A 23,368-nucleotide genomic window follows, 5' to 3' on the forward strand; every position below is an offset into this window, starting at 1 on the left:
AACCCGCATGCTACTGGTGATGGATGTCGGCAACTCCAATATTGTCATGGGACTGTATACGGGCGAAGAGCTGCGGCACCATTGGCGGATCGCCACCGACCGCAACAAGACCGAGGATGAGTACGGCATGCTGGTCCGCAGTTTGTTTGACAGCGTCGGCCTGACGCTGGATCAGGTGGACGGGGTGATCATCTCTTCGGTGGTGCCGCCGCTGAATCTGACGATCGAGCGGATGTGCGACAAATACTTCCGCATCAAGCCGCTGATCGTCGGACCGGGGATCAAGACCGGCCTCAACATCAAGTACGAGTATCCCCGCGAGGTGGGCTCGGACCGGATCGTCAACGCGGTGGCGGCCATCCATCATTACGGCGCGCCGCTGATCGTCGTCGACTTCGGGACGGCCACCACGTTTTGCTACGTGGACGAACGGGGACAGTACTGGGGTGGCGCGATCGCTCCGGGGATCAGCGTCTCCACGGAAGCGCTGGTGAGCCGCGCTGCCAAGCTGCCGCGCTTCGAGATGACCAAACCGCCCAGCGTGGTGGGGCGCAACACGATTACTGCCATGCAGGCCGGAATCTACTACGGGTTTGTGGGCCTGGTGGAAGGCATCGTACGGCGGATTATCGCCGAGAACAAGACCCGCCCCACCGTGGTGGCGACCGGCGGCCTGGCCTCGTTGGTCGCAGATGAGGCATCGTGCATCGACGTGGTCGATCCCTACCTGACCTTGAAGGGACTTCGCCTGATCTACGAACGAAATCAATAAGGGGCGTACGCGCAAAGAAACGCGTGCGCAGTGGAAAGAGAAAGCCGCAGCTTCTTCAGGAATGCTGCGGCTTTTCTCTTTCTAGTAAAATAGCTTCCTGTTTACATTTGCGACAAGAAATGGTAATGTTTGGTTGGTGAAACGTGTTGGATTTCATATGCGGACGGGATTGACGAGCATGACAAGTGCAGGAGAATGGCGCTGCTCCAGGAGAAGGAGTGTACGTGTCCAGGGATTCAACAGGGGCGATGAGGAGAAGTTTTTGAGATTAACATTTAGGAGGTTATCTTTCATGGAGAAAATTAAATCTGCCAGTTTTATAGTCATGAGAACGATTGCATTTGGAATTGGCCTTACGTTTCCATTTGTATCCGCGATTTGGAAGACTGTCATATTGATTCTGTTCTTTATTTTCAGGTTGATAGATATCGAGAGGGAGCGAAAGCCGATTGGCGTCACTTCCTTGTTCTTCTTCGGTATGTTACTTGCCTACGTATACAGACTGTTCTAGCCGCAGCGAGATTTGATTGTTTACGAAAGGACAATTGCAGAGCGGAGCAGTGAGAAGGACGACAGAGAACAGCTCATATAATGTGTATGGTTTACGAGGACTAGTAATCTATTATACAACGTCAAAAAGAATAGATGAAGATATTGAAATTCCAAATAAAGTAATATATGTTATTAAATGTGGTATATACCATATATTTTATAATGGAGGTGAATTTCATGAAAAGAAAAGTTGTAGCAGTTTTCCTTTCCCTAGCAATGGTAGCTGCAACCGGCTTTACCTTGAACGCTTCATTGTCTGCCAATAATGCAGTGGCTTCTAGAGCGTCTGAGGTTGGCAATACGGCTCTTCTAGCTGATGATTCCGGTGAGACCCCGACAGCAGTTGCAGCTGCTGTGGCGAGGGCGGCAGTCAAAGCGGCAGTTTATGCAAAAGAGGCTTTTAAACACTATGCTGACGACCTTGATCGTGTCGCGCGCGAAGGATCGTTGTATGTCTTCGGAACCGAACTAGCTTCCAGCGACGCAAAGATTACTGAGGAAATTTTCGACTTAGACTAAATTTTTGGGGAGGCTGTGATGAGCGCGCGTACAGCTTTCCCCTTTTCCTTTAGGAAGGGGGGCCCTTTCAATGGGGAGCAAGTTAGTATTCTTGAAAAACGGAATATTTAATTTTGTTTTAGTTTTGTTATCAGTTTATACAATCGTACATTTTTCAATTATAGTACTTCATGCCGGTCCAATTAACCCCATTTCAGCAAAGTTGCAACCATTCATAAATGTCTACGTTAAACCTTTTTTCTACCAAAACTGGCATTTATTTGCTCCAGACCCTATAACCACAAATTTCCGTCTTTATGTTCAAGTACGGTACACAGAAATGGGAATGACCAAACCTGTCGAAAGCCCCTGGATCGATGTGATGACACCCTTATTAGAGAAAAATGAAAAAACTATATTTTCTCCTCACAATCGTATGATACGTTTGGGGTTGGGATATGTTCACGCGTTACAATTAGGTGGGTTTGACGAACTTACCTATAAGGTTTTAAATAAGGCAACTAAGAAGGAGCAGCTAAACACGCACATCGAGGAAAGTTTGCAGCAACAGGCCGAATTTCAGGCAGATAATCTGTACCGTTATGTATCAGCCTTTGCCAAAGCGGCTTACCCAGATAAGAAGATTTTAGAGATTAGAATAATGACAGGGCGTCAAGAAGCAGTACCATATTCAAAACGAAATGACGATAGTTACAAAGTTGAGGAACATTACACCATTCATGAATGGAGGAAGTTGGTAGAAGATGTTCTCCCGTTTCCGTAATTTTATAACCCAAGATCGTTTTCTGATTGGGGTATCGTTATTACGTATCTGTATCGGTCTGATCATCCTGTACCAGTATTTAATCCATTATGGCCAAAGATATTTTTTGTTCAGTGCTGAAGGCGTTATGCCATTTTATGAAGGTCAACATGATTGGTCTCTTTATCACTTGAGTCCTTCATTGACCTATTTCGATATAATTTATCATTTGGGGATTGTCGTAAGCTTCATTTATTTATTGGGTTTTAAAGGTCGTATTTTCACAGTATTAAATTTTGTATTTTACTATTCGCTTTATCAACGGTACGGTCATATCAGTGATGGAGGTGACAACATTCTTATCATCTGCATGTTCTATCTGATGTTCGCTAATAATACAGCCTATTTCTCTTTGGATCATGCTCGTTTTAAACGGTACCGTGAAGCGAATAAAGGTACACTCTGTTACCAGTTTTCCGCGATGCTGCACAACTTTGCAGTCTTGTTTTGTATTGTACAACTGTGCATTCTCTATTTCTTTTCTGGCATGTATCAGCTAATGGGTGAATTGTGGCACAATGGGACGGCCATTTACTATATTTCACAAGTGAAAGAATTTAGCAGACCTTTGCTGCGCTATTTGGTTGAAGAACACTTATGGCTGACGATTATCATCACTTATTTTACTATGTGGATCAAGATTGCCTTCCCTTTTACCATATTAAACAAGAAGCTTAAGCCGTTTATTGTAGCTGCAATGGTTACTTTTCATCTCGGAATTTGTATAGGTATGGGGCTATTAACGTTTTCGGTGATCATGATTATATTGGAATTCCTAGTATTCACGGATAAAGAATATCGTAATGGCTGGATACGCATGAACCGGTTTGCGAGAAAATTGCAATACTTCCTAATGCGAACAGGAAGGGTTTGGGGAAAAAGGCGGTTGGCTCCGTACCAAATCATCGTCTTTTATGACGGTTGGTGTCCGATGTGTCGAAGGATTATGCGCAGCTTTCGCCGTTTGGATTACTTTGGTCTTCTTAAGTTTGCGAGTTTTCGTAATCCGCAAATTATCGTACGTTACGGTTTGGTTCCACAAGAAGTGGAAAAGCGGATGCACAGCATGAAAGTGGCCAGTGTAGACAAAAAGAAAGTAGGCATTCATTCAATTGTGCAAATCTGCACCCGGCTAGTTCCGCTGTGGCCGTTAGTTCCTTTCCTTTATCTTTCCGAGAAAATCGGGATCGGCTCTGTGGTTTACGATTACATTGCTTCGAAACGAAATCTGATTCCGGTCAACCATTGCGGCAATGATTTTTGTGACTTACCACAAGCAACAATTGGTCGGTAAAGAAAGGGTGTTTCTTCGTGGGAGAATGGATCGTTCCTGTAGTTGCTGTTTTGCTCGTGCTGTTACTTCTGGGTATTATTGCTGCGACTAAGAAAGGTAAGAATAAAAAAAATGAGTTTGATGTTCTGGAATATTTTAAAAAGCATCCGGACAGTGTGTCTTGCTGTTTTACCGAAAATGGTCGTCCGATCATCTCATATCGGACCGACCAAAAGATGCCGCTTGCAAGCGTGCTAAAAATTATGATCGCGATTGAGTTTATCAGACAAACCAAATCAGGACAAATTTCACCCGATCAGACTGTCGCGCTGGACCAACTGGATCGTTACTACATCCCGCTCAGTGATGGCGGCGCCCATCAGGATTGGTTAAAGGAAATCCAGCGAGGGCAGTCGGAGCAGCGGCAGACCGTCACCTTGTTGGAAGTTGCAGAAGGAATGATAAAATACAGTTCCAACGCCAACACCGAGTATTTGATCAGCGTGCTTGGAATGGAGGCAATTAATTACACCGTGGCCCAGATTTGTGGCACCGAACACGATCCGATATTCCCCATTTCTTCGGCAGGCTTGGTCGGTACTTATCTGATGGATAAAGAACGGAGTACCTTACGTGAACTGCAACAAAGACTGGCGAAGATGGATTTCAATGAATATCAAGCCATTTCAAATGAAATTCTCCACAAACTTTCAGAAGATAAGCAAAAGTCGTTTATCAAACGTTACAACAATCGGATCAGTTTCAACAGAGAGCTTCAGATCATCGCGTCTCGCAAGATGCCTGCAAGCACAACGCGGCTATACGCCACGCTGTTTGAGCGGCTGAAGCAATTGGACTGGTTTGATGACGACGCTTGGCAGCAGTTTGAGCACTTGATGAGACGTACGGTGAGAAAAGGCTCGCCGTTTGTCCAGATATTGAGTAAAGGAGGTTCAAGCATATCTATTTCCAATCATGTGCTGTATGTGAAGGATCGAGAAGGAAATTGGTTATCGCTGGCCTTATTCATCCATGACACGTCCCGCAAAGAGTTCAGATGGCTGAAGAAAAACATAAGTTTGTTTGTCCAGCGGCTTTTCATTGACCAGTCCTTCCGCGCCAGGGTAGCCCAGGAACTAAAAGGATAACGGGAGACGTGGAAGGAAGTGTTATGTTGCTGGTATTCAAAGCATTCTTGGCCCCTCTTTTGTTAAATATATTTCTGCTGGTGCTACGTCTGAAAAGTTGGAAAACCTGGATACTTCTCAGCTCCGTTACTTTTGCATGGACAATGTCTATGCTGATGTTTGTAGATTGGGCGCTGATCAGTCATTATTTGCGGATCGGTCTGTCATTGTTAATGCCAACAGCAATTGTATACTCAGCCTGGAAAAATCGAGGGATGCCATGGTCACGTAAGGATTCTTCCTTGTTTGCAGCCTTTGGACAATCGTTGTTATTAGTCCTTGGTGTTCTGAGTGTATTGGCGGTGTTGTTTAGAATTCCTGCGATTTATTGGAATAAACCTCCCACTGAGGCGGCAGTCCAAATTGATTTTCCTTTAAAGGGCGGCATATACAGTGTATCACATGGAGGCTATTCAACGACTATAAATTATCACTATGCATATCCGTACCAAACTTATGCGATTGACATAGTTAAGCTAAATGCGTGGGGTATGCGTAATAAACCATTCTCTAAACCGCAGAAACCAGAGGATTATAAAATATACGGTGAACCCGTATACAGTCCCGTCGACGGCAAAGTGGTCAAAACCGTTGACAGTATGAACGACGATCTTAAAGATCTGTTATCCCTGAAAAAATCCGGCACCTCCAATATGGTGGTCATCGCACATCAGGATGTTTATATCCTATTGTTGCATTTACAAAAAGGGAGCATCCGGGTCAAGGAGGGTGACACAGTGAAAAAAGGACAGTGGATTGCAAATGTGGGGAATTCGGGGTACAGCAGTGAGCCTCACTTACATATGCACGCTGTTAAAATATTGAATGAATCGAATGAAGTATTTTCCGGTTCACCGGTTCCTCTATTAGTTAATGGAGTTTCCTTAAAACGTAACGATTTGATTTTAAACGGCAAAATCATATTTAGATAGATAGGGATATTGGTGGGATCGATGTGAAAAAACTTATAGTTGCGGTAAGCACACTTATTGTTTTTTTTATTGTAGCAGGTATTTTACATGTAACGCATGGTAACATAACAACAACTTCCGATTGGCAGGAGAAGAGGGTCGAAGGAACGGGACCGTATAAAATATCCCAAATCCATGTAGAAGGTCAGATTGTGTCTGGCGCTTTTGGTGATCAAATCATTTCCCAACTAAATGCGGCGTTGGAAGATGACCTTGTCAAAGGGGTTGTACTTTATATCGACAGCCCGGGCGGGGATGTGGTAACTTCCGATAATATTTACCGAAAATTAGTCGAGATAAAAAAATCCGGAAAGAAAATAGTGGTCAGCATGGGGGCAATTGCTGCATCCGGGGGCTATTATATTGCTACAGCGGCAGATCAAATTTTTGCCAATCCCTCTACCGTGACCGGCAGTATTGGAGTAGTTATAAGTTTTCCCAATTATCAAGGATTGGGAGAGAAGTTAGGAATCAGTAGCATTCATATTACTAGCGGGGAGAACAAAGTATTAAGTGATCCCTGGTCAAATTTTAGTGATCGTGCAGAACAAATTTATCGTAACATCGTGGAAGACAGTTTTGAACAATTTGTGCAAGTTGTTATGGATGGAAGAAAAATGAGAAGAGATAAGGTATTAAGTTTAGCGGATGGTCGTGTCTATTCAGGCAAACAGGCGAAAAACCTCGGTTTGGTCGATCAATTCGGCAGCTTGGAAGACGCGACGGAATATTTGAAGAACAAGTTGAAATTGTCTGATGTAAAAGTAATCCGTTATACAAGAAAAACGTCATTGTTAGACGGGATAACAAACACTCAATCTGCGCTGGATCAACCTTTGACTAACATAATTGAAGAAATGATTACGGCTACACCCAAAATCATGTATATATTGCGGTAGTTAAGTATACAAGAAAAAGCGAGGTTTAACTTACATGGAAAGGCAAGTTCAGTATGCCGGATTTTGGGCGAGGGGTCTGGCATTTTTGTTAGATGCATTATTTCTATGGTCGTTGAAAGTCATCCTTTTTGATTACATGTTTGACTTCCACAGTCTAGTGGCTCAGTTAGGTTTTGTGTTGATAATTTCCCTTTATTTTTTTCTTTTTACATTATTATTAGGTCAAACTATTGGAAAAATAATCCTGGGAATTAAGGTGGTACATGTCCATTCTGACAAACTAGCCTGGGAAGATGTACTGTTACGAGAGGTGATTGGTAAAATCTCTTCAGTCCTTGTTTTTGTTGTCGGTCTGTTGATGATGATGGTACATCCCAACAAGCAGGCGCTGCATGATAAGCTGTCCGGTTTATGTGTGGTTTGGGAAAAGGACAGTCATTAACTCCATCAAGGAATGCTAAGGTTTGTACCGGCCTCTTCTTTAACGGTCCGTTTCCACTCGCTTATGTTCGAGTGTCTCTTTTGCATGCAGGATGTCAGCAATACCCGAATTGAAGAAGTTCATGCAAGAAAAAAGCTTCATGGGCCCTGGCTTCAGCCGGGGCAGTCTCGATCTGTTTGCTTGCGTACACAACTGCAAATTCACCTGTTGTGGATCAAAAGCCAGGCAATCAGAACGGGAATTCGCCGGCAAGCAATTAGGAAGTAAATCATGCTATTGCTAACGGGAAGCCGAAAATTGAACATATCAAAGTGATAAATAAAGACGGAAGCTACATGGAGACGTGCAAAAATCTCGTTACTGGCGAAACACGGGTTGATACTGTTGATGCAGCCAATCAGCTGCAAAACAGAACAATCGTAACGGAAAACGGAAGTCGTGTTTATGAGATCAGCAATGTTAACGGAAAACTGGTAGGAACAACGTGGAAGCTGCCAGAAGCCATTGCCAAAGAAAATCAAAAAATAAATCATGTTTCGTTGATTGAGAATCAAAAAACGCAGTTTACGAATGCAGAGAAAGTGGGAAAAGAACAGGTTAACGGTAGGGAAGCTGTCAAACTGAAGCACACGGGTCAACACCCGAGGTTCGGTGAAGTGACAAGGTTTATTTATGTGGATGAAAGCATCGGGCTTCCAATCAAAATTGCAACCTATCACAAAAAAGATGTATTGGTAAATGAAACGACGGAAGAGTACCACGTGCTTACGGATGTTCCCGAAAATCTGTTTACAGATTTTGCAGGGGTTGAAATTGAAGAGGTAATCGAGAAGATGAACGAAAAACCGGCACCAACCGGATAATGAAATCGGTCAGTCCCAGACGTTTTGTCCCCCGTCTGTGCCGCTCCACACCTGGAGCGGCTTTTTTTGTCCCGTTATCCCTTTGTACGCTGATGGCAGCATACAGGAGAGGAGGTTGCGGGATGTCGATACATCCGCTGCGGCTGGTGGCGATCCTGCTGTTGGCGGCCTGCGTGGCGGCCGGTGCGTATCACGTGCTGAAGCCGCACACGATCGCCTACGTCAAACTGCGGCAGGGAGTGGTCAAAGAAAGCGGACAGCGGTTGGAAGCGTCCGACCTGGAGCGGGCGGAGCTTTCGCTGGGCGGCCTGTTTCGCATGCAGTCGTCTCCGGTGCCGGGGCTGATCGCGTGGGAGGAGGCGCCGCGCTTCGTCGGCCTGCCCCTGGCCCGCCGGGTAGAGGGAGGCCGGCCGCTGTTGGCCGAGGATGTGGAACGGCCGGGTGCAGCAGGGCAGGAGCAGGCACTGGGTGCATCCATGACCGGCATCAGCATCCCCGTCGACAACGTATCGGGTGTGACTCCCTACGTCGCTGTCGGGGAGCGGGTACACGTGTATGCATCGTTTGAAGACGACGCCGGCGCCCACACGGGGTTGCTTTTAAAAAACATGCCGATCATCGGTGTCCAGCGGGAGATGGAGGGGGATCATCCCCGGCTGAAGGCGGTGACCCTGTCGCTCAGGATGGACGAGGCCGTTCTGCTTACCCATGCGCTACACTACGGCAAAATCCGCCTGGGCCAGGCGTCACCGGCAGACGGGCAAACAGCAGGTATTGGTGACGCGGCGTTTGCCGCCGCCTTGATCAAGACCAAAAAACGATGGATCGACGGAGAGGAGGAACGTTCGTGAGAAAACGACTGCTGATCGTGGATGACGATCCCGCCGTGGGCAGCGCGCTTGGGGAGCAGTTGGCTGGCAGCCAGTGGCTGGAGCCGTGCGGCCAGGCGGAAAATGTGGAAACCGCCTGGCGGATGCTGCGTGACGTCCGGCCAGATCTGGTGCTGCTGGGCGGGATCAGGGAGGCCGAACGAGGCGTGCTGTGCCAGCAATTTCGGCTGGCGTTTCCCCATTTGGCGTATATCGCCGCATGCGAGCCCCGGGAGCTGGCGTGGGAACCGTTTTTTCGCAACCTGGGCATATGGGTAATCGCCAAGCCGATCCAGCCCGGACAGTTGGAGGCGCTGGCGATGCAGCACGCTTCCCTGCAGGTGCTGCCGATGGGAGGAGTGCAAGCGGGAGGAGCCCCAGCGTTTGCCGCAGAGAGTGGATCTGCGCCCGGTCTTCATGCCGTCGCCGAGGCGAAACCGGTCCAGCCTTACCGGGAAAGCCGCTCGTCGAGCAAGCACCTGATTACCGTCTACGGCCCCAAGGGAGGGGTAGGTAAGACCTTTCTGTCGCGGGAGCTGGCGGTCTATTTTTCCCTGCAAAAGCGGGACGGGCGGCCGCTCAGGGTGCTGGCAGTCGACTTTAACCTGGATTTGGGCACGTTTGCCACGTCGCTCAATCTGCCGCGTTCGCCCAACCTGTTCACCTGGGTGCAGGACATCGATGCCCGGCTGCAGGAACTGGTTCGCCGTCACGGCAAAGATCCGCTGGACGTACGCCCCGAGGAGTGGCAGGAGTATGTCGCGGCCGTGAAGATGCAGCCCGAAGAGGTGGACAAGTACGTCGTTACCTATGAGGAAACGGGCCTTCACGTGCTCACGTCGCCGCGGGACATCCGGCACAGTTTTGAGATTCGCGACTACCACCTGTACCTGATGCTGGAAACGCTCAAACACAGCGCGTACGACGTGATCCTGATCGACACGGCACCCGATACGACGGACGCGACGATCCAGGCGTTGTTTTTTGCCGATCGCGTGGTGATGGTCGGAAATCCCATCGTAGATTCCATTGAAAATATTCAACGGATGTTAAAACTGCTGCGGGAGGCGGAATATCCGGAGGAGCGGATTCAATTGTGCATGAACCGGATGCAGAAGCGGGAGATGTTTACACTGGACGAGATTCGGGCGTATTTTCACCTGCATCCGAGCCAAAAGATCCACCCGATCCCGGATGACGCGGAAGTGAAAAAGTCGATCAACACCGGGACGCCCATGGTGCTTCATCCCGGCAGAAGCGCGGCAAAAGAGGCGATCGAAGCGCTCGGCAGCATCCTGCTGCCGCTGGATTCAGCCAAAAACGACAGCGTCAAGGGAAAAGCGAAAGAGCGGCCCGCCTTGTTGAAATGGCTGTGGCGGTAAGGAGGGAAACGTGATGAATTTTGACCGAAAAACGCTGCTGGGGATTCAAACGGCAGGACGAGAGCGGTTTGACCTGCGATCCCATGTGCGGGAAACGTCGCGCGCGCCGCAAACGCTAAACGAGCGGATGCACATGCCGCAGCCGGTCGGCGACAAGCGGATACCGGCGGAGACAGAGGCGGCCGTCCGGACGCAAATTGTGGAGAAACACGGAAAGCGGCTGTGGGAGGAAAAGCATCAGCCGGCGTATCTGGAGGAACTGTCCCGCGATATCCGCCTGCTGCTGGAGACCAGCACGTCGCTTGCCTCCGCGCATTTGGAAGTCGAGGTGGAGCGGCTGCTGCGCTCGCTGATTGGCTGGGGCCCCTTGGACCCGTTGCTGGAGGACCCGGACATCACGGAAATCCTGTTTCACCGCTACGACCGCCTGGTGGTGGAGCGCAAGAGCACGGGAAGGTTGGAAGTGCCGGATGTTCCCGTGTTCCGGGACGAGGAGGAGATGCTCCGCCTGCTGGAGCAGATCGCCGCCTCGATGGGTCGGGAGTTTAACGAAACCAGGGCGGAATTAAATACCCAGCTTCCAGACGGCTCACGCATCGCGGCAGCCCACCGCTCCATTTCGCCGGACGGCCACATGCTGACGATCCGCAAACACCGCGATTTGCTGACAGAGGCGGACTATTTGGCCTACGGTTCGATCTGCGAGCCGATGCTTCGCTTTTTGCAGTGGGCGGTCGGCTTGTCCCGCGCATCCGGGCTGGTCAGTGGCGGGACGGGGTCGGGCAAGACCCATCTGCTCAATCTGATCTCGCAATACGTGCCGCACCACTTGAGCATCATCACGATCGAGGACGTGCTGGAACTGAAACTGCAGCATCCGTTCGTCCGCCGCTTTCTGGCCAAACCGCCCAACCATGAGGGAAAAGGCGGGTTTTCCATCCGGGATTGTGTCCGTCTTTCGCTGCGCAAACGGCCGGACGTGATTATCGTCGGCGAGGTGCGTGGAGGGGAGATTGTCGACATGCTGTGGGCGATGAATACCGACCACCCGGGAAGCTGGAGCACGGCCCACGCCAATTCGCCGCGTGCGCTGGTTGATTCCACCCTGCCCATCCTGTTCGGCAAAGCGGATGAGACGTACAGTTCGTTGGAGCGCAACTTGATGATCGGTTCGGCGCTCGACCTGATTGTGCAGGTCAAGCGGTTCGAGGAGGACGGCAGCCGCAAAGTGGTGGCGATCACCGAAGTGGTGGGAACCGGTCAGTCGCACGAGGAGCTGATCCGGCGGGCCTGCAACGTTCGGCAGGTCATTGCCGAACGCGTATATTTGCAGGACATCTATGTGTACGAACCGACAGGGATACGGGACGGCAAAGTGGTGGGACAGTTCAGATGGACCGGCTACAAGCCGGAGAAACTGGTGCGGCGCTGGCTGGAAAAGGGATTGCGGCCGGAAGAGGCGGAACAAGTCTTTTTTCCGACGCCCATCCCAATGTAGGAGGGACAAATCATGGTCGATATCGGGATGGTGATTGCCGCCGGGGCAGGCACGGGAATCGTCCTGCTGCTGCTTCCCCGCCGTTTCTGGCAGGGGGGATCGGCAGGCAGGCACGCAATCGTCGAACAGCTTCAAAAGGAGCGAAAGAGCGTGTGGGACCGGTTGGATGAGCGGCTGCAGCGGTCGGGTTCAGGAATGGAGGTCCATCAGTACGTGGCGCTGGTCTGCCTGTTCGGACTGGCTGCATACGGAGTGAGCGGGCAGATTTTGCGTTCCTGGTGGCTGGCGCTGCCCGCCCTGCCTGCCGGCATTCTGTTTGCGGAGCGGCTGGTCAGCGTATTGGGAGCGAGGCGCAAAGACCGGTTTGAAGAGGATAACGTAAAGGCGATTCGCCTGATGGCCAGCTCGCTTCGCACCTCTCCGTCCTACCTGCACGCATTTGAAGAAGTGGCGGCCAGTCCGTACGTGAACAAGACCGTCACGGACGAATACCGCCGGGTGGTGGAGCTGCTGCGGGCGCAGGTGCCGCTGGAACAGGTGATGGCTGCCTTTTACCGGCGGACGGGCTCGCCAGATGTCCGTTACTTGTCGACCATCGTGCAGATTCAGCGGGAAATGGGCGGAGACATGGCCAGAACGCTTGATCTGGCGGCGGCCACCATCCTCAGGCGCCGCCAATCGCTGCGCAGGCAGAGGGCGGCGACGGCGCAGATCGTGGCACAGGTCAACGTGCTGAGCGTCATGCCGTTTGTCTTTGTCACCGCCTTGTACGTAAATAATCCGCACCATTTTGATCCGCTGACGGCAACGATTCAAGGACGCCTGTCCATTCTGGGCGCGCTGCTCTCCATTCTGATTGGCGGGGAAGTGATTCGCCACCTCGCCCGCAAAGGCATTCACAAAGGAGGATGACCATGTGTTGTTGATCAGCGCGCTGGCCGGGGTGGCCGTGCTCTTGTTTGGGCTGCCGGCCTGCCTGGAAAAGACGGCTGCGGATGAGGGAGATTTGTTTGGGCGGCTGGAGCGGGAGCGGCAGGCCCATTTGGCGGAATCGTTTCGCCGTCGGCGGTCCTCCTGGACGATCGTACGCCTGTTGGAGCGGCGCGAGCGGTGGCTGGATTGTTTATGCCGATGGACGGGCGTGGACCGAAAGAAAACGGCGGACATGCTCTACCGGCTGCGCTCCCCGATCACGGTGACGGAAGTGGCCCTGGCCAAGGCAGTGGGCGGTGCCGTCTTGCTGGGAGCGGCCTTGCAGCTGGCTGCCCGGCTGTACAGCGGGCGGGAGTGGAGTATGCTGGCTGCCTGGCCGATGCTGGGGGCCGTCCTGGCGTTTTTGCTGCCCACCCTGCTCCTGGAATGGGCGGACAAGCGGGCGAAGGCGGAAATGGCGGAACAGGTGCCGGTCTTTTTTAGCATTGTGCAGGCGCTTGTCGAGGCGGGCATGCCGATACAGGCAGCGGTCAAACAGGCGGCCCGCCGCTTTGACGGGAGGCTGGGACGCGAACTTGCCAGGCTGGAAGTGGAAGAGAAGCGCTGCGGCAGTTGGCGCAAGGCCCTGGAGGAACTGGCCTTTCGCTGGGAGGTGGATACGCTGACGGCCATCGCCTTGGAGATCAACGAGGCGATCAGCAAAGGCGTCAGCGTGGCTCCCATGCTGGCCGTCCTGGTGGAGGAGCAGGTCCGCCAGCAGGAAGATGCGGTTTCCGCCCACATGAATCGGCTGAGCGTCCGGCTGCTGCCGTTTGTAATCGTGATGATGGGCGTCCCTTTGCTGTACCTGGTCATGGGGCCAGCATTCATGGGCATTGGCGCGCGGCTGTAATTTTTTTTTGCGGTGCCCGCTGTCTTTTGTCAGAGTGATAATACACACCGCAAAGGAGGGATTGTATGTCGTTCGTTCGCGAATACGTGCGCAGATTTGCCCGGGAGGAGGATGGCGTCACGATTGTGGAGATGGTCATTATCATCGCCGTCATCCTGATCCTGATCATCCCCACGCTGGCTACCCTGGGGGAAGCGGAGGACGCCAAGTTGAAGGAACTGGAGGAAAAGCTCAGCAAATGAAAGAGGCGGTCTTGTTCGCCCTGCTGGCGGCCGCTGCGTGGACTGACTGGCGCTGCCGCAAGGTGCCGAACAGGTTGACCATGCCCGCAATGGCCGCTGGTCTGCTTTATCAGTGGCAGAGCGGAGCGGGATGGCTGGCGTTGGGCGGATTGCTGGGGGCGTTTTTGCTGACGGTCGGGCCGGTCGCGGTGCGAGGCATGGGGATGGGCGACCAGAAGCTGCTGATGGCAGTCGGCGCCTGGACCAGTTGGGCGGAGGTGTATCCGCTGTTTTTGCACTCGCTGCTGCTGTGCCTGGCAGTAGTCTGCTGCCGTCCGAAGACGTGGCGGCGGCTGCGCTTCAATCTGCACGGACTGGCGGCGGGCTGGACCGCGCATCGGCAGTTGTGGCTGCCTGGTCGTGCAGAATCCGCCCTTGTTTTTCCCTATGCGGTTTTCCTGCTGGCCGCTTATTTGCTGCAGCCGGCCTGGAGGTAAGCAGATGAAAAAACGTTGGAGCCGTTTCGTATGGGACGAGCGTGGCAGCCAGCTCCTGGAGTTTGTACTGGTGTTTCCGCTCGTCTGGATACTGTTTGTATTTACGTTTGACCAGTTTACCATTCTCTACAACCGGCAAAAAGCGCTGGAGGCCGCCTATGAGGCCGGGCGGATCGCCGCCGTGCAGCCCAATTACGGATTGGCGCAGTACCACGCCAGGGAACGGGGCGAGGCGGAGCTGGAGCAGGGCATTGGCATGACGTGGGGGGAGGTGCGGCTGTCGCTTACGGGCGGGACGTGGAAAAAAGGAAATCACGTCGAGGCGAAGGCGACGATCGCATTTCGCCTGCTGGCATCCGGCACGCCGCAAGAAGTGACGGAAAGCTACCACGTAATGATCGAAAACGCGGAGGAAGGAAGTTGATGCGCTTGCGCGGGATAAGCGAGCGATTGGTTGATGAGCGCGGGTCCATCACGTTGACCGCGCTCTTTTTTCTCCTCTGTCTGGGCGGACTGGTATCGCTGCTGCTACTCACAGGCCAGGCGGGATTGTTGAGCATGCAGGCGCAGCAGACGGCTGACATCGTGTCCAAAGGGGCGCGGGCTGCAGGAAAGTGGGTGTACATCGACGATGAGGGCAGCAAGCGGACGTATCTGTTTGCCACGACGAGGGAAGCGAGGCGGAACAAGGCCGACATCGTTCGCGGCGCGAGGGAGGAGGCGGAGATTCTGTGGCGCCTGAACAGTCCGGCCATCAAACGGCGGGCGGATGAAGCAGTGATCATTCATCAAAAGGGAGAGCAAAAACATTTGTACCGGCAGGGCATTTATCACGTACGCGTGGAGGTTTTCAGCCAACTTCCCCTCCTGTGGCAGGAGGTCGAAGCCGGGATGGACAGAACGTCCCAGTCGGGCATCTATGATTTTTGAACCAGATAAGCGCGGGTGAACTGTTATTTTTGTCCTATTTCTGCATGGTAACGTAACAATATATTCCAGAAATGGGACAGGAGTGAGGAGCAGTGCCGTCAAGAATTGTCGAACGGTACAAGCGTATTCTCAACGGAGAACAGAAGCGCTTTTCGCCGTACGAATTTGAAGATGCACAATACCGCAAGCAAAAAGTGCAGCTTGTCTTGCGGTACGCGATCGAACAGGTAAAAAAATGGACACCGGAGCAGGCGCGGAAGGAGATGAGCATCAAGGACGTCAAGGAACTGAAACTGCATCTGGTCCGCGAGTACATTGAGCCGCCGATCGAGGCGAAGCCGCAGGACGTCTACTACATGGTCGAATACGCGTATCCGTACCTTCCGCGAATGACGGAAAAACAAAAGGTGCTGTGGGTGTACCGGGAAGTGCTGGCGGGCGTCCGCCGCCACTTTCCACCGCTGTACTTTCAGAGTGTCAAGGGGGAGGAACGGGCCAAAATCTGCTTTGACTACATGTGCCGCGAACTGATGAAGCTGCAGGACCTGCGGCAGCTTCCCCGCATCTTCGGAAAGACGGAGCAGGCATACAGCCTGCTGAGAAAGTACAAGCTGAAAATCCTGGTCGATACCCTGTATTTCTCCCCTTTCGACATGATCACCGACATGTATCCCGAACTGGCCGATCCTGAATTGTGGAACGAACCGTAAAATTTATTTGCGTCCATGCGCTGTCTTTTCATACGGTAAAGGTAGTTTCATAGGCTTATAAGCACATGAAACGGCCGTATGTTGGTGAGAAAAGGAGGCGTTGCGCATGGCAACAGTAGAAGCTCACCACAAATGCTCCGCAAACGTGGAGCTGCTTTTGGGCAGGCGAGTCCGCTACCAAAAGCACAAACCCGGCAGGCATCTGTCGCTGGACCGCATGCCGCAGGGTTTCTTCCAGATCGAGTCTGTGCACCGATTTGGAAGCAGAGTTGTACTCAATGACGGGGCAGTGACGATGGAGAGTGCTCCAACCGTCATGGAGCGCGGGGAAGAATCGCTCTTCTGCTCGCGACGGGAGAGGAACTCTACTTTTACGTGGAGTAGACCTCTCGGGATTCGCCTTGCACGGGTGCGTGCGAGGCGGATCATCCCCCATTTTTCCGATATGGAAAAATAATTTGACGAAGCGCGAGAGATGTAGCAAAATGTCTATAAATGTATAAATTTGTAAATATTGGGGGTAATTTGAAGTGATTGTGAATAGCGCAATCGAATTGGTCGAACGCTGCTACGAACAAACGAATTGCCTGATTTCACTGGAAGAGTTGAAAGAAGTGTTCATCGCGTACGTGTTCGGCAGTTACCAGGAAGAGTTCGTTGCCCGCTACGGACTGGATCGCTTTTACGAACACCTAGACCAGCTCCGGTTAACCACATGCCGCAAAGACTTTGACCAGGCGGTGGAAGACTGGTATCTGCTCCAGTACGGCAGCCGATCAGATGATGCCAACTACCACGACATTTTGTTCTCGCTCGTCAAGGAGGCGATTGTGCAATACAAGTCGGAAAATCGCAGCGCACTGATTCGGGACGTGACCAAACTGTTGACGACGCCGACGGGATTTATCAAGCGCTGGCAGATGGGACAGGCCCGCGAACGGACGCTGCCCGCCTACTTCAAATACCTGATGAAGCTCGGGATTCGCACGTACGATGACATCGAATCATTGGTGGACATGTGGCTGGTGGAGTATCCCAATGCGTTTGACAAGAAGCAGCAGCAGCTTTTTGCCAACCCTCCGCGAAAAGGCAGGCCCAACAACGTGGAACTGGCCCTGCTGCAGGACATGGTCAGCCAGGTAAAGCAGGAGCTCACCCCGCAGGAGCGCGAACGGCTCCGAAAAATCTACTACTATCACCGCAAGTCGCTGACCATGAAGGAAATGGTGGAAAAATTTAAAAAGTACCTGCTGACGAAAGAGAATCAGAAGGGTTCGCAGGCGGGGTAAGCGATGTTTCAGCAGGTAAACCGCTTCGTCACCCAGTTCCGCGAACTGGAGAAGAGGGAATACGCCCGATCCCGGGAAGAAGAGCGATTGTGGCAGTCATTAAAGGACAAACTGTCAGCCTCTTTGACGGAAGAACAACCTGCAGCGGTGCGCCGCTGTATCGCCGTAACCGGGTTGTACGCCCAGGCCGGCGCCAGTTTCCTGGCGGCCAACGCGTCGTTTTTGCTGGCCGGCAGCGGAGTTTCCGTCACGCTGTGCGAACTGCCCGGTACCGCTTCCTATTATTACTTCGCGCTCGACTGCGAACGCAGAGCGCATCATCGCTTCAAGAACTCATCCGCATCCGTGCTCCTCATGCAATCCAATCACTTGCGCATCTTGGTGGATACCCCTTTGTCGAATGAATCATCAACTCCGACCGACACGGCGGACTGGCTGCTGAGAATGACCAAAGAGAGCGCCACGGTCGTCATCGATTTGTCTTCGCGCTGGAAAGAAGAACAGGCCGTCCGGGTAATGGATCTGGCTGACGAAATCTGGGTCGTGTTCGATTCCGACCTGGCCAGGTTTACCCGATTGTTTCTGACAGAAGAAACGCCCTCGTGGTGGGAGAAACACGGCGAAAAAATCAGGCTGATCGCAAACAAATGGAACGAATATCTGAGCCGCTCCGCCATCATGAAAAAGGTGGAAGGAACCATCTCGCTCTGGAACAGCGAACGTTTTGCTCCAGGCATTGACGCGGTCATTCCCCTGATCGACAGCGAGAAAACGGCGGCTGCCCAAGCAAAAGCCAGCCTCTTGCTGGAGCTGTACACGGAGGAGGAACATCGGTTCCTACCGCTGCTACACTCGGAAAAGGGAAGGATGTTATGAAAAAGCAGACGCTGCTGCTCATCAGTTTGCTCTCGTTTCTCTTGGCCGGTTCCTGCTTTTACGCGGCGACCCGGTATATCGACGCGCTGGCCATTGAACGGCTGTTTGCGCCGGTGGTAAAGGTGGCCGAAGGAAAACAGATCGACCCCTTTGAACCGATCACGCGAGAGGACGTGGTGCTGGTTCAGGAAGAAGTGGACGAGATTTTGCCCGGGTCTTTTCAATCGCTGGAGAGCGTATTGGGAAAACGCAGTTCCCAGACGATCTACGCCGGGGAACAAGTGCTGAAACAGAAGCTGACCGATACGCAACTGCTGCCGGAAAAGGGGGAGGCTCGCTACGAATTTCCGCTGACGTCTATCGAACCCATCACCGAGCTGCGAAAAGGGGACCGCGTCAAGATTTGGGTAAAGTACAAGCCGCCGACGGAGCTGGAGCATTTGCCCGAACCGACGCATTTTCGCAAGACGAACGCGACGGCCGACCTGCTGTTTGAAAGCCGGTTGGCAACGGTGAAGGACAGCAACGGTACGGAGATATACACGCTGAAGCCAAGCATGCTTCCAGGCCCCGATCACATGGATGCTGTGTTTAACGGCTCCCGGGAAAAACCGCTCTTGAACGGGGAAAAGCGTTACCGCGACTACCGTGCGCAGCCGACCGCCTTGACGGCTTATATCGGCTTCAACCTTTCCGATCAGCAGTATGTCGCATTGAGCGAAGCCATGATGTACGGGACCATTCAGATTGGTCAAATTTCCGATGCGGAGGATCGGACCCCATGAGAACCCTTGTATGTTTTCCGATGAAATCACTGGTCAAAACCTACCTGCCGACGGAATGCGAGTCGCTGGTTGCAGAGTCGGCCGAAGAGTATTTTCGCCTCGCCAAACTGTACCGACCGGAAGCAGCGGTGCTGTTTTCCGAAATGTTTGACGAACCGGTCTGGGAGTGGCTGCCGCGTGTGCAGGAGGTTCTCCCGGAGGGTGTGCCCGTCATCATCGTGCCTTTGTACAAGGATGAATCCCTGATCGCAACAGTCATGGAGAAAATCGATCCAGCCGGATTGTACATCCTTCCGGCCACTCTCAACCAGGAGGAGATCCGGGAAAAAATCGCGCTGATACTGGGCGTTACGCAGCAAATCGAGGAACTGCCCGCCGCAAAGGGCGACGGCATTGTCTACACTTTGATGAGCTACGGTTCCTCAGGCATCACCACGTTTTGCATCAATTATCCGATTCTGCTGGCAAAGCGCAATCCCGACAAGCGCATCGTCGTTCTTGACATGAACGCGCAAAAGCCGGATTTGACCCGTTTTTTCAAGCTGCAGCTGCATCATCTGGCGTTGTTTCGGCCAGACCTGCTGGAAATGCGCACAGCGCTGGCCCGCAAGTGGGAGCGAGGCTGCAAACAGATCAGCCACTTGCCCAACCTCTACTATGCCAGCGCCACATGCAACTGGAAAAGCGGAGAGATCTCCAATTTGCTCACGGCCCTGCGCCAGCAGTTCGATTACATCTACATCGACTGGGGATACTGCTTTCCGGAGACGGAGGCCTTGCACCGGTTGATTTACGAGTCCGACCGCAATCTGTTTTTTGTGCGGGCTGATCCGTTTGGCATCGAGAACGCAAAGGCGTGGATTCATGCCTGGGCAGAGCGGGGGGTGAAGTATCAGGTGATGCTCAGTCATCTGGACAAGGGGCAGACGTACCGCATCGGTGAAGGAATCTCCGTATATGGAGTGGTGCCGCGCATTTCCAATGCCCGGCTGATTCAATCGCACCGCAGTCACAGCGTGCTGGTGGAAGAAATCTTTCCGCCCAAGCCGTACGTCACCAGCCTGCAGGCGATGGTGGATGCGGTACATGCGGACGAAGGAGCTGTGGTTTGCCGATGAAAACCGCTATCCGACAATGGAACGCATCGCAGCTCAAGGATGTGGAAGACCTCAAGCAAGCAGCCCGCGACTACCTGAACCACTTTGGCACCACTCCCGAGGAGAAGATGGAGATGCAGCGGATATTGACCCTCGCGGAGATGGGCGACCGGAACAGCCACAACCATGTCATCCTGCGTTTGCAGCATTACTTTGAAGAAGTGCTGAAGCGGCCGGTAACCGAGGAAATTCTGCCGCATGTCAACGGATACGAAGGGCTGTTGTTTGCCACGTACGGGTGGGGAATTCTGGATGCCGTCCTGCATTTGTCGCCATGGGTGGAGGAGGTACGGGTGTCAGCAGGTCGACCGGTGGCGTACATCGAGCAGGGGCAAAAAAAGAGCCTGCCGTACACACCCACTTGGACGGAGGTGGAGACGCTTCAGCAAAAGCTGACCAATGCCGCCGGCCTGACCTTTCACGAAAAAAAGCCGCGCTTGAGCGGGTATCTCGATTCGTTGAAAGCCAGGCTGACCATGTTCACCTTTCCCTATTCCCGGGTGCCGACCATCATTGTGCGCCGCTTTACCACGCCTTCGTTTTCGCTGGACCAATTGCGAATGCAGCCGCTGCCCACGTTTGACGAAAGGGTGCAGCTTTTGCTGGAGCAGCAGGTGTACGGCAGAAGCAACGTCCTGGTGATCGGACCGATGGCAGCAGGCAAGACAACGCTGATGCTCTGCATGTTAAAACTGAAAGACCCTCAAACCGAGTACGTCACGCTTTTTGAAAGTGAACATGAAATGAGATTTGGTGATGTTTGGCCGGGCGAGGTGATCGAACTGCAAAACGTGGAAGAGATCGGCATCGAATTGGAAAGCTGCTTCAAGGACATGTACCGGACCACCGCCAACACGATTCTGATCGGGGAGATACGGGAGCCGATCGAAGCGTATCACTTTGTCAACGCCGGCGTGCGGGGAACAGACGCTACGATCGCCGCCATGCATGAACGATTTCCACACAAGGCACTGCAAGACTTGACCGACCTCGTTTATCAATATGGCGGACGGAGCATTGAACTGACCCAGGAGAGGATCAGTCGGGCAGTCAATTTCGTCAATTCACTGACCTATCGGAATAATGGACACCGCTATATCGACGCCATACATGTCAGCGAATGGAACGACGTGATGAACCGGGTTGAGTCCGTGCCGCTTGTCTTTCGCAACAGGCAGACAGGTGCTTATGAATGGACCGGGAAGAAGCTGGACGAACATTTGGTGGAATACATGTGCCACGTGGGCAGGGCTGATCTGGCTGTCTTAAAGGAGTTACGTCTCATCGATATGGGAAGGATGCTATGAAACACCTGCTGTTTATTCCCATGTCTGTCTGCCTGTTTGCCGGGTTCTGGCTGCTCGGACTTCATTTGTACCGTACCTGGTCCGCTCCCAACGTCTTCTTTCCCAAGACGGTGGCCGTGTGGCGAGAGAGGATGCTGCGCCACAAAACAAACCGCATCATATACGAGAGGTACGAAAAATGGTGCGGGATCGCTGGCGGTACGCCGGAAGCCCATATTCTGCTGTCGCTGATTGGGGGAGCTGCAGGGTTTGTTTCCGGCATCCTGCTTGGCAATATCGTCGTATCCCTGTCCCTGTTTGTGCTCTTGGTATTGCTGCCGACTCTGCTGCTGTACGCCCGCTATACAGTGCGCATCAACAAGAAAATTGGCGCGTTTTGCCGCTTTGTCGACCTGTTTGCACGTTATTACAGCAGCCGGAAAAACATTATCCTGACGTTTCGAGATATGGTGGAAGAATGTCCGAAAGAGCTGCTGCCCGATTTGCTGCTGCTCAACAACCATCTGTCGGACGGAGGAAATCCCGTCCGGGCGGTGGAGATCTTCGCCGAGCGGATTAATCACCCGTGGGCCCACGATTTTGCCATGTATGCGGCCAGCGGTCTGGAAGGCGAGACGGAGGACATTCAGAGCGCACTGAATCGATTGACCAACGAAATGTTTATTCAACAAGACGAAAAAGAGGAAAGGAACTCTGAGATTTACGCGATCTGGGTCAGCTTGATTCTGGTCATCCTGATCTGCATCTGTCTGATTCCTTACAACCAGAGCCTGCTGAAAGATTCATACCGCCTGTATTTCTTTACCGCTGACGGACAGGCCATACTGTCGCTCGCGGTAACGGTCTGGGCTCTTTCCATTTTATTAGCGTTCATCTGGGGACGGAGGTATCGCTGATGCGCTTGTTGCTCATGTATGTCTGCCTGACGCTGGGGTCCCTGTTCGTGTTTGTGGCCGTGTTTGCCATCGGCAAGCAGGTGGCGTCGATGCGCCGCCCCAGGCTGTTTGTCACCGGGCAGTGGCGCCGCTTGTGGGAAAAGGCGGTCAACGCCGAGGAAGACGGCGCGTGGGAAAAACTGCTGGCGCGAGCAGGCCGGCCGTTTGGTTGGGGAAAACCGGAGTGGGTGTTCCTGCAGCTTGCCAGCGGGAGTGCCGTTTGTGTGCTGATTCTGTTGTGGGGGATGCTGAGCGCAGGCGAGTCTTTTCCGCTGTTTTCCCTGATTGTGGCGTCTGCGATCAGTTTTATGCTGCCGTACGTCGGCTTAAAGATGTGGGCGGGGTACCGCGAGGAAGTGCTCAGCACCGATATCGCCCGCTTCGTCAACCGATACGTAAATCTGCTGGAAAACCAGGTGCCCATATACAATGCGATGGTCAAGGCAGCACGGCCTACGCGCAAGCTGAAGGAGTACCTGCCAACGTTGTCAGAGTGGAACAAGGACCGCGAGGAAGCACTGGAGACGTTTAAGCGCAGGCTTGGTGTGGACGACGCGGTCATGCTCGTGTCCAGCATGAGGACGGTCGAGCACCTAAGCGAGGGGCAGATGGCTGTCACCATGCAGCGGTTGGAGTGGGCGGTCGATCATCGACGCATGTATCGTCACCGCAAGCAGATCAAATCGCTGGGGATTGGCTACAGCGTGATCGTTTACCCGGCTTTCTACATTGGATTGTTGGTAGCCATGTTTCCCTGGTACAAGTTGCTTACCGAGATTCTCGACAAATACTTGACGTAAGGTAGGG

General features: G+C 52.7%; 27 protein-coding genes. All 27 read left to right on the forward strand.

Annotation, left to right across the window (positions count from 1 at the left end):
- The first annotated feature begins 7 nt into the window (after positions 1–7).
- Positions 8–772, forward strand: coding sequence for a type III pantothenate kinase (locus IRT44_RS05905; RefSeq protein ID WP_230077615.1), 765 nt, complete (start codon positions 8–10; stop codon positions 770–772).
- A 729-nt stretch (positions 773–1,501) separates the two neighbouring features.
- Positions 1,502–1,843: a hypothetical protein gene (locus IRT44_RS05910; RefSeq protein ID WP_230077616.1), complete on the forward strand. Its 342-nt coding sequence runs from the start codon at positions 1,502–1,504 to the stop codon at positions 1,841–1,843.
- A gap of 70 nt (positions 1,844–1,913) precedes the next feature.
- Positions 1,914–2,606: a DUF5819 family protein gene (locus tag IRT44_RS05915; RefSeq protein ID WP_230077617.1), complete on the forward strand. Its 693-nt coding sequence runs from the start codon at positions 1,914–1,916 to the stop codon at positions 2,604–2,606.
- Entirely contained in the window at positions 2,587–3,939 is a 1,353-nt protein-coding gene (locus IRT44_RS05920; RefSeq protein WP_230077618.1) for a DCC1-like thiol-disulfide oxidoreductase family protein, read from the forward strand. Before IRT44_RS05915 ends, IRT44_RS05920 begins: the two co-directional genes overlap by 20 nt.
- A 17-nt stretch (positions 3,940–3,956) precedes the next feature.
- Positions 3,957–5,066 carry a serine hydrolase gene (locus tag IRT44_RS05925; RefSeq protein ID WP_230077619.1) on the forward strand — a complete coding sequence of 370 codons (1,110 nt, stop codon included), beginning with the start codon at positions 3,957–3,959 and terminating at the stop codon, positions 5,064–5,066.
- Between the two features lie 8 nt (positions 5,067–5,074).
- Positions 5,075–6,037 (forward strand): M23 family metallopeptidase, encoded by a 963-nt coding sequence (locus IRT44_RS05930; RefSeq protein ID WP_230077620.1) that lies wholly within the window; start codon positions 5,075–5,077, stop codon positions 6,035–6,037.
- Positions 6,038–6,060: 23 nt separating this feature from the next.
- Positions 6,061–6,975, forward strand: coding sequence for a signal peptide peptidase SppA (gene sppA / locus IRT44_RS05935; RefSeq protein WP_230077621.1), 915 nt, complete (start codon positions 6,061–6,063; stop codon positions 6,973–6,975).
- 34 nt (positions 6,976–7,009) lie between these two features.
- Complete coding sequence (locus tag IRT44_RS05940; protein WP_230077622.1) at positions 7,010–7,417, forward strand: RDD family protein; 408 nt, start codon at positions 7,010–7,012, stop codon at positions 7,415–7,417.
- A 335-nt stretch (positions 7,418–7,752) separates the two neighbouring features.
- Positions 7,753–8,280, forward strand: a complete 528-nt coding sequence (locus tag IRT44_RS05945) for a hypothetical protein (protein ID WP_230077623.1) — start codon at positions 7,753–7,755, stop codon at positions 8,278–8,280.
- Between the two features lie 122 nt (positions 8,281–8,402).
- The gene (locus IRT44_RS05950) at positions 8,403–9,131 is read left to right on the forward strand and encodes an RcpC/CpaB family pilus assembly protein (RefSeq protein ID WP_171567233.1); all 729 of its coding nucleotides are present in this window, start codon (positions 8,403–8,405) and stop codon (positions 9,129–9,131) included.
- Entirely contained in the window at positions 9,128–10,531 is a 1,404-nt protein-coding gene (locus tag IRT44_RS05955) for a CpaE/TadZ family protein (protein ID WP_230077624.1), read from the forward strand. The genes IRT44_RS05950 and IRT44_RS05955 overlap by 4 nt, the downstream gene beginning before the upstream one ends.
- Before the next feature lie 13 nt (positions 10,532–10,544).
- The gene (locus tag IRT44_RS05960) at positions 10,545–12,029 is read left to right on the forward strand and encodes a TadA family conjugal transfer-associated ATPase (RefSeq protein ID WP_230077625.1); all 1,485 of its coding nucleotides are present in this window, start codon (positions 10,545–10,547) and stop codon (positions 12,027–12,029) included.
- A 12-nt stretch (positions 12,030–12,041) separates the two neighbouring features.
- Entirely contained in the window at positions 12,042–12,941 is a 900-nt protein-coding gene (locus tag IRT44_RS05965) for a type II secretion system F family protein (RefSeq protein WP_171567236.1), read from the forward strand.
- A 4-nt stretch (positions 12,942–12,945) separates the two neighbouring features.
- Positions 12,946–13,854, forward strand: coding sequence for a type II secretion system F family protein (locus tag IRT44_RS05970; RefSeq protein ID WP_171567237.1), 909 nt, complete (start codon positions 12,946–12,948; stop codon positions 13,852–13,854).
- A 65-nt stretch (positions 13,855–13,919) separates the two neighbouring features.
- Positions 13,920–14,096 carry a pilus assembly protein gene (locus IRT44_RS05975; protein ID WP_230077626.1) on the forward strand — a complete coding sequence of 59 codons (177 nt, stop codon included), beginning with the start codon at positions 13,920–13,922 and terminating at the stop codon, positions 14,094–14,096.
- Positions 14,093–14,572 carry a prepilin peptidase gene (locus IRT44_RS05980; RefSeq protein WP_230077627.1) on the forward strand — a complete coding sequence of 160 codons (480 nt, stop codon included), beginning with the start codon at positions 14,093–14,095 and terminating at the stop codon, positions 14,570–14,572. The genes IRT44_RS05975 and IRT44_RS05980 overlap by 4 nt, the downstream gene beginning before the upstream one ends.
- Positions 14,573–14,576: 4 nt before the next feature.
- Entirely contained in the window at positions 14,577–14,996 is a 420-nt protein-coding gene (locus tag IRT44_RS05985; protein ID WP_171567240.1) for a TadE/TadG family type IV pilus assembly protein, read from the forward strand.
- On the forward strand, positions 14,996–15,502 hold the full coding sequence (locus IRT44_RS05990) for a hypothetical protein (protein ID WP_171567258.1): 507 nt from the start codon (positions 14,996–14,998) through the stop codon (positions 15,500–15,502). Before IRT44_RS05985 ends, IRT44_RS05990 begins: the two co-directional genes overlap by 1 nt.
- 92 nt (positions 15,503–15,594) lie before the next feature.
- Positions 15,595–16,212, forward strand: coding sequence for a DUF4046 domain-containing protein (locus IRT44_RS05995; RefSeq protein WP_171567241.1), 618 nt, complete (start codon positions 15,595–15,597; stop codon positions 16,210–16,212).
- A 106-nt stretch (positions 16,213–16,318) separates the two neighbouring features.
- Positions 16,319–16,669, forward strand: a complete 351-nt coding sequence (locus tag IRT44_RS06000; protein ID WP_230077628.1) for a hypothetical protein — start codon at positions 16,319–16,321, stop codon at positions 16,667–16,669.
- A gap of 73 nt (positions 16,670–16,742) precedes the next feature.
- The gene (locus IRT44_RS06005; RefSeq protein ID WP_230077629.1) at positions 16,743–17,501 is read left to right on the forward strand and encodes a hypothetical protein; all 759 of its coding nucleotides are present in this window, start codon (positions 16,743–16,745) and stop codon (positions 17,499–17,501) included.
- Positions 17,502–17,504: 3 nt separating this feature from the next.
- The gene (locus IRT44_RS06010; RefSeq protein WP_171567244.1) at positions 17,505–18,377 is read left to right on the forward strand and encodes a CpaE/TadZ family protein; all 873 of its coding nucleotides are present in this window, start codon (positions 17,505–17,507) and stop codon (positions 18,375–18,377) included.
- Positions 18,374–19,162: an SAF domain-containing protein gene (locus IRT44_RS06015; protein ID WP_171567245.1), complete on the forward strand. Its 789-nt coding sequence runs from the start codon at positions 18,374–18,376 to the stop codon at positions 19,160–19,162. Before IRT44_RS06010 ends, IRT44_RS06015 begins: the two co-directional genes overlap by 4 nt.
- Positions 19,159–20,280, forward strand: a complete 1,122-nt coding sequence (locus IRT44_RS06020) for a CpaE/TadZ family protein (protein WP_230077630.1) — start codon at positions 19,159–19,161, stop codon at positions 20,278–20,280. Before IRT44_RS06015 ends, IRT44_RS06020 begins: the two co-directional genes overlap by 4 nt.
- Positions 20,277–21,626 carry an ATPase, T2SS/T4P/T4SS family gene (locus IRT44_RS06025; RefSeq protein ID WP_171567247.1) on the forward strand — a complete coding sequence of 450 codons (1,350 nt, stop codon included), beginning with the start codon at positions 20,277–20,279 and terminating at the stop codon, positions 21,624–21,626. The genes IRT44_RS06020 and IRT44_RS06025 overlap by 4 nt, the downstream gene beginning before the upstream one ends.
- Complete coding sequence (locus tag IRT44_RS06030) at positions 21,623–22,522, forward strand: hypothetical protein (RefSeq protein ID WP_171567248.1); 900 nt, start codon at positions 21,623–21,625, stop codon at positions 22,520–22,522. The genes IRT44_RS06025 and IRT44_RS06030 overlap by 4 nt, the downstream gene beginning before the upstream one ends.
- Positions 22,522–23,361 carry a hypothetical protein gene (locus IRT44_RS06035; protein ID WP_230077631.1) on the forward strand — a complete coding sequence of 280 codons (840 nt, stop codon included), beginning with the start codon at positions 22,522–22,524 and terminating at the stop codon, positions 23,359–23,361. The genes IRT44_RS06030 and IRT44_RS06035 overlap by 1 nt, the downstream gene beginning before the upstream one ends.
- Positions 23,362–23,368 lie beyond the last annotated feature (7 nt).

This window comes from Brevibacillus sedimenti, from assembly GCF_020923495.1.
In the GTDB taxonomy this organism is placed as follows: Bacteria; Bacillota; Bacilli; order Brevibacillales; family Brevibacillaceae; genus Brevibacillus; species Brevibacillus aydinogluensis.

Bases quoted from the DNA above. Each gene is read 5' to 3' on its own strand.
- IRT44_RS05905 (WP_230077615.1), top strand. From the start codon at position 8: ATGCTACTGGTGATGGATGTCGGCAACTCCAATATTGTCATGGGACTG.
- IRT44_RS05910 (WP_230077616.1), top strand. From the start codon at position 1,502: ATGAAAAGAAAAGTTGTAGCAGTTTTCCTTTCCCTAGCAATGGTAGCT.
- IRT44_RS05915 (WP_230077617.1), top strand. From the start codon at position 1,914: ATGGGGAGCAAGTTAGTATTCTTGAAAAACGGAATATTTAATTTTGTT.
- IRT44_RS05920 (WP_230077618.1), top strand. From the start codon at position 2,587: ATGTTCTCCCGTTTCCGTAATTTTATAACCCAAGATCGTTTTCTGATT.
- IRT44_RS05940 (WP_230077622.1), top strand. From the start codon at position 7,010: ATGGAAAGGCAAGTTCAGTATGCCGGATTTTGGGCGAGGGGTCTGGCA.
- IRT44_RS05945 (WP_230077623.1), top strand. From the start codon at position 7,753: ATGGAGACGTGCAAAAATCTCGTTACTGGCGAAACACGGGTTGATACT.
- IRT44_RS05950 (WP_171567233.1), top strand. From the start codon at position 8,403: ATGTCGATACATCCGCTGCGGCTGGTGGCGATCCTGCTGTTGGCGGCC.
- IRT44_RS05960 (WP_230077625.1), top strand. From the start codon at position 10,545: ATGAATTTTGACCGAAAAACGCTGCTGGGGATTCAAACGGCAGGACGA.
- IRT44_RS05965 (WP_171567236.1), top strand. From the start codon at position 12,042: ATGGTCGATATCGGGATGGTGATTGCCGCCGGGGCAGGCACGGGAATC.
- IRT44_RS05975 (WP_230077626.1), top strand. From the start codon at position 13,920: ATGTCGTTCGTTCGCGAATACGTGCGCAGATTTGCCCGGGAGGAGGAT.
- IRT44_RS05980 (WP_230077627.1), top strand. From the start codon at position 14,093: ATGAAAGAGGCGGTCTTGTTCGCCCTGCTGGCGGCCGCTGCGTGGACT.
- IRT44_RS05985 (WP_171567240.1), top strand. From the start codon at position 14,577: ATGAAAAAACGTTGGAGCCGTTTCGTATGGGACGAGCGTGGCAGCCAG.
- IRT44_RS05990 (WP_171567258.1), top strand. From the start codon at position 14,996: ATGCGCTTGCGCGGGATAAGCGAGCGATTGGTTGATGAGCGCGGGTCC.
- IRT44_RS06000 (WP_230077628.1), top strand. From the start codon at position 16,319: ATGGCAACAGTAGAAGCTCACCACAAATGCTCCGCAAACGTGGAGCTG.
- IRT44_RS06010 (WP_171567244.1), top strand. From the start codon at position 17,505: ATGTTTCAGCAGGTAAACCGCTTCGTCACCCAGTTCCGCGAACTGGAG.
- IRT44_RS06015 (WP_171567245.1), top strand. From the start codon at position 18,374: ATGAAAAAGCAGACGCTGCTGCTCATCAGTTTGCTCTCGTTTCTCTTG.
- IRT44_RS06020 (WP_230077630.1), top strand. From the start codon at position 19,159: ATGAGAACCCTTGTATGTTTTCCGATGAAATCACTGGTCAAAACCTAC.
- IRT44_RS06025 (WP_171567247.1), top strand. From the start codon at position 20,277: ATGAAAACCGCTATCCGACAATGGAACGCATCGCAGCTCAAGGATGTG.
- IRT44_RS06030 (WP_171567248.1), top strand. From the start codon at position 21,623: ATGAAACACCTGCTGTTTATTCCCATGTCTGTCTGCCTGTTTGCCGGG.
- IRT44_RS06035 (WP_230077631.1), top strand. From the start codon at position 22,522: ATGCGCTTGTTGCTCATGTATGTCTGCCTGACGCTGGGGTCCCTGTTC.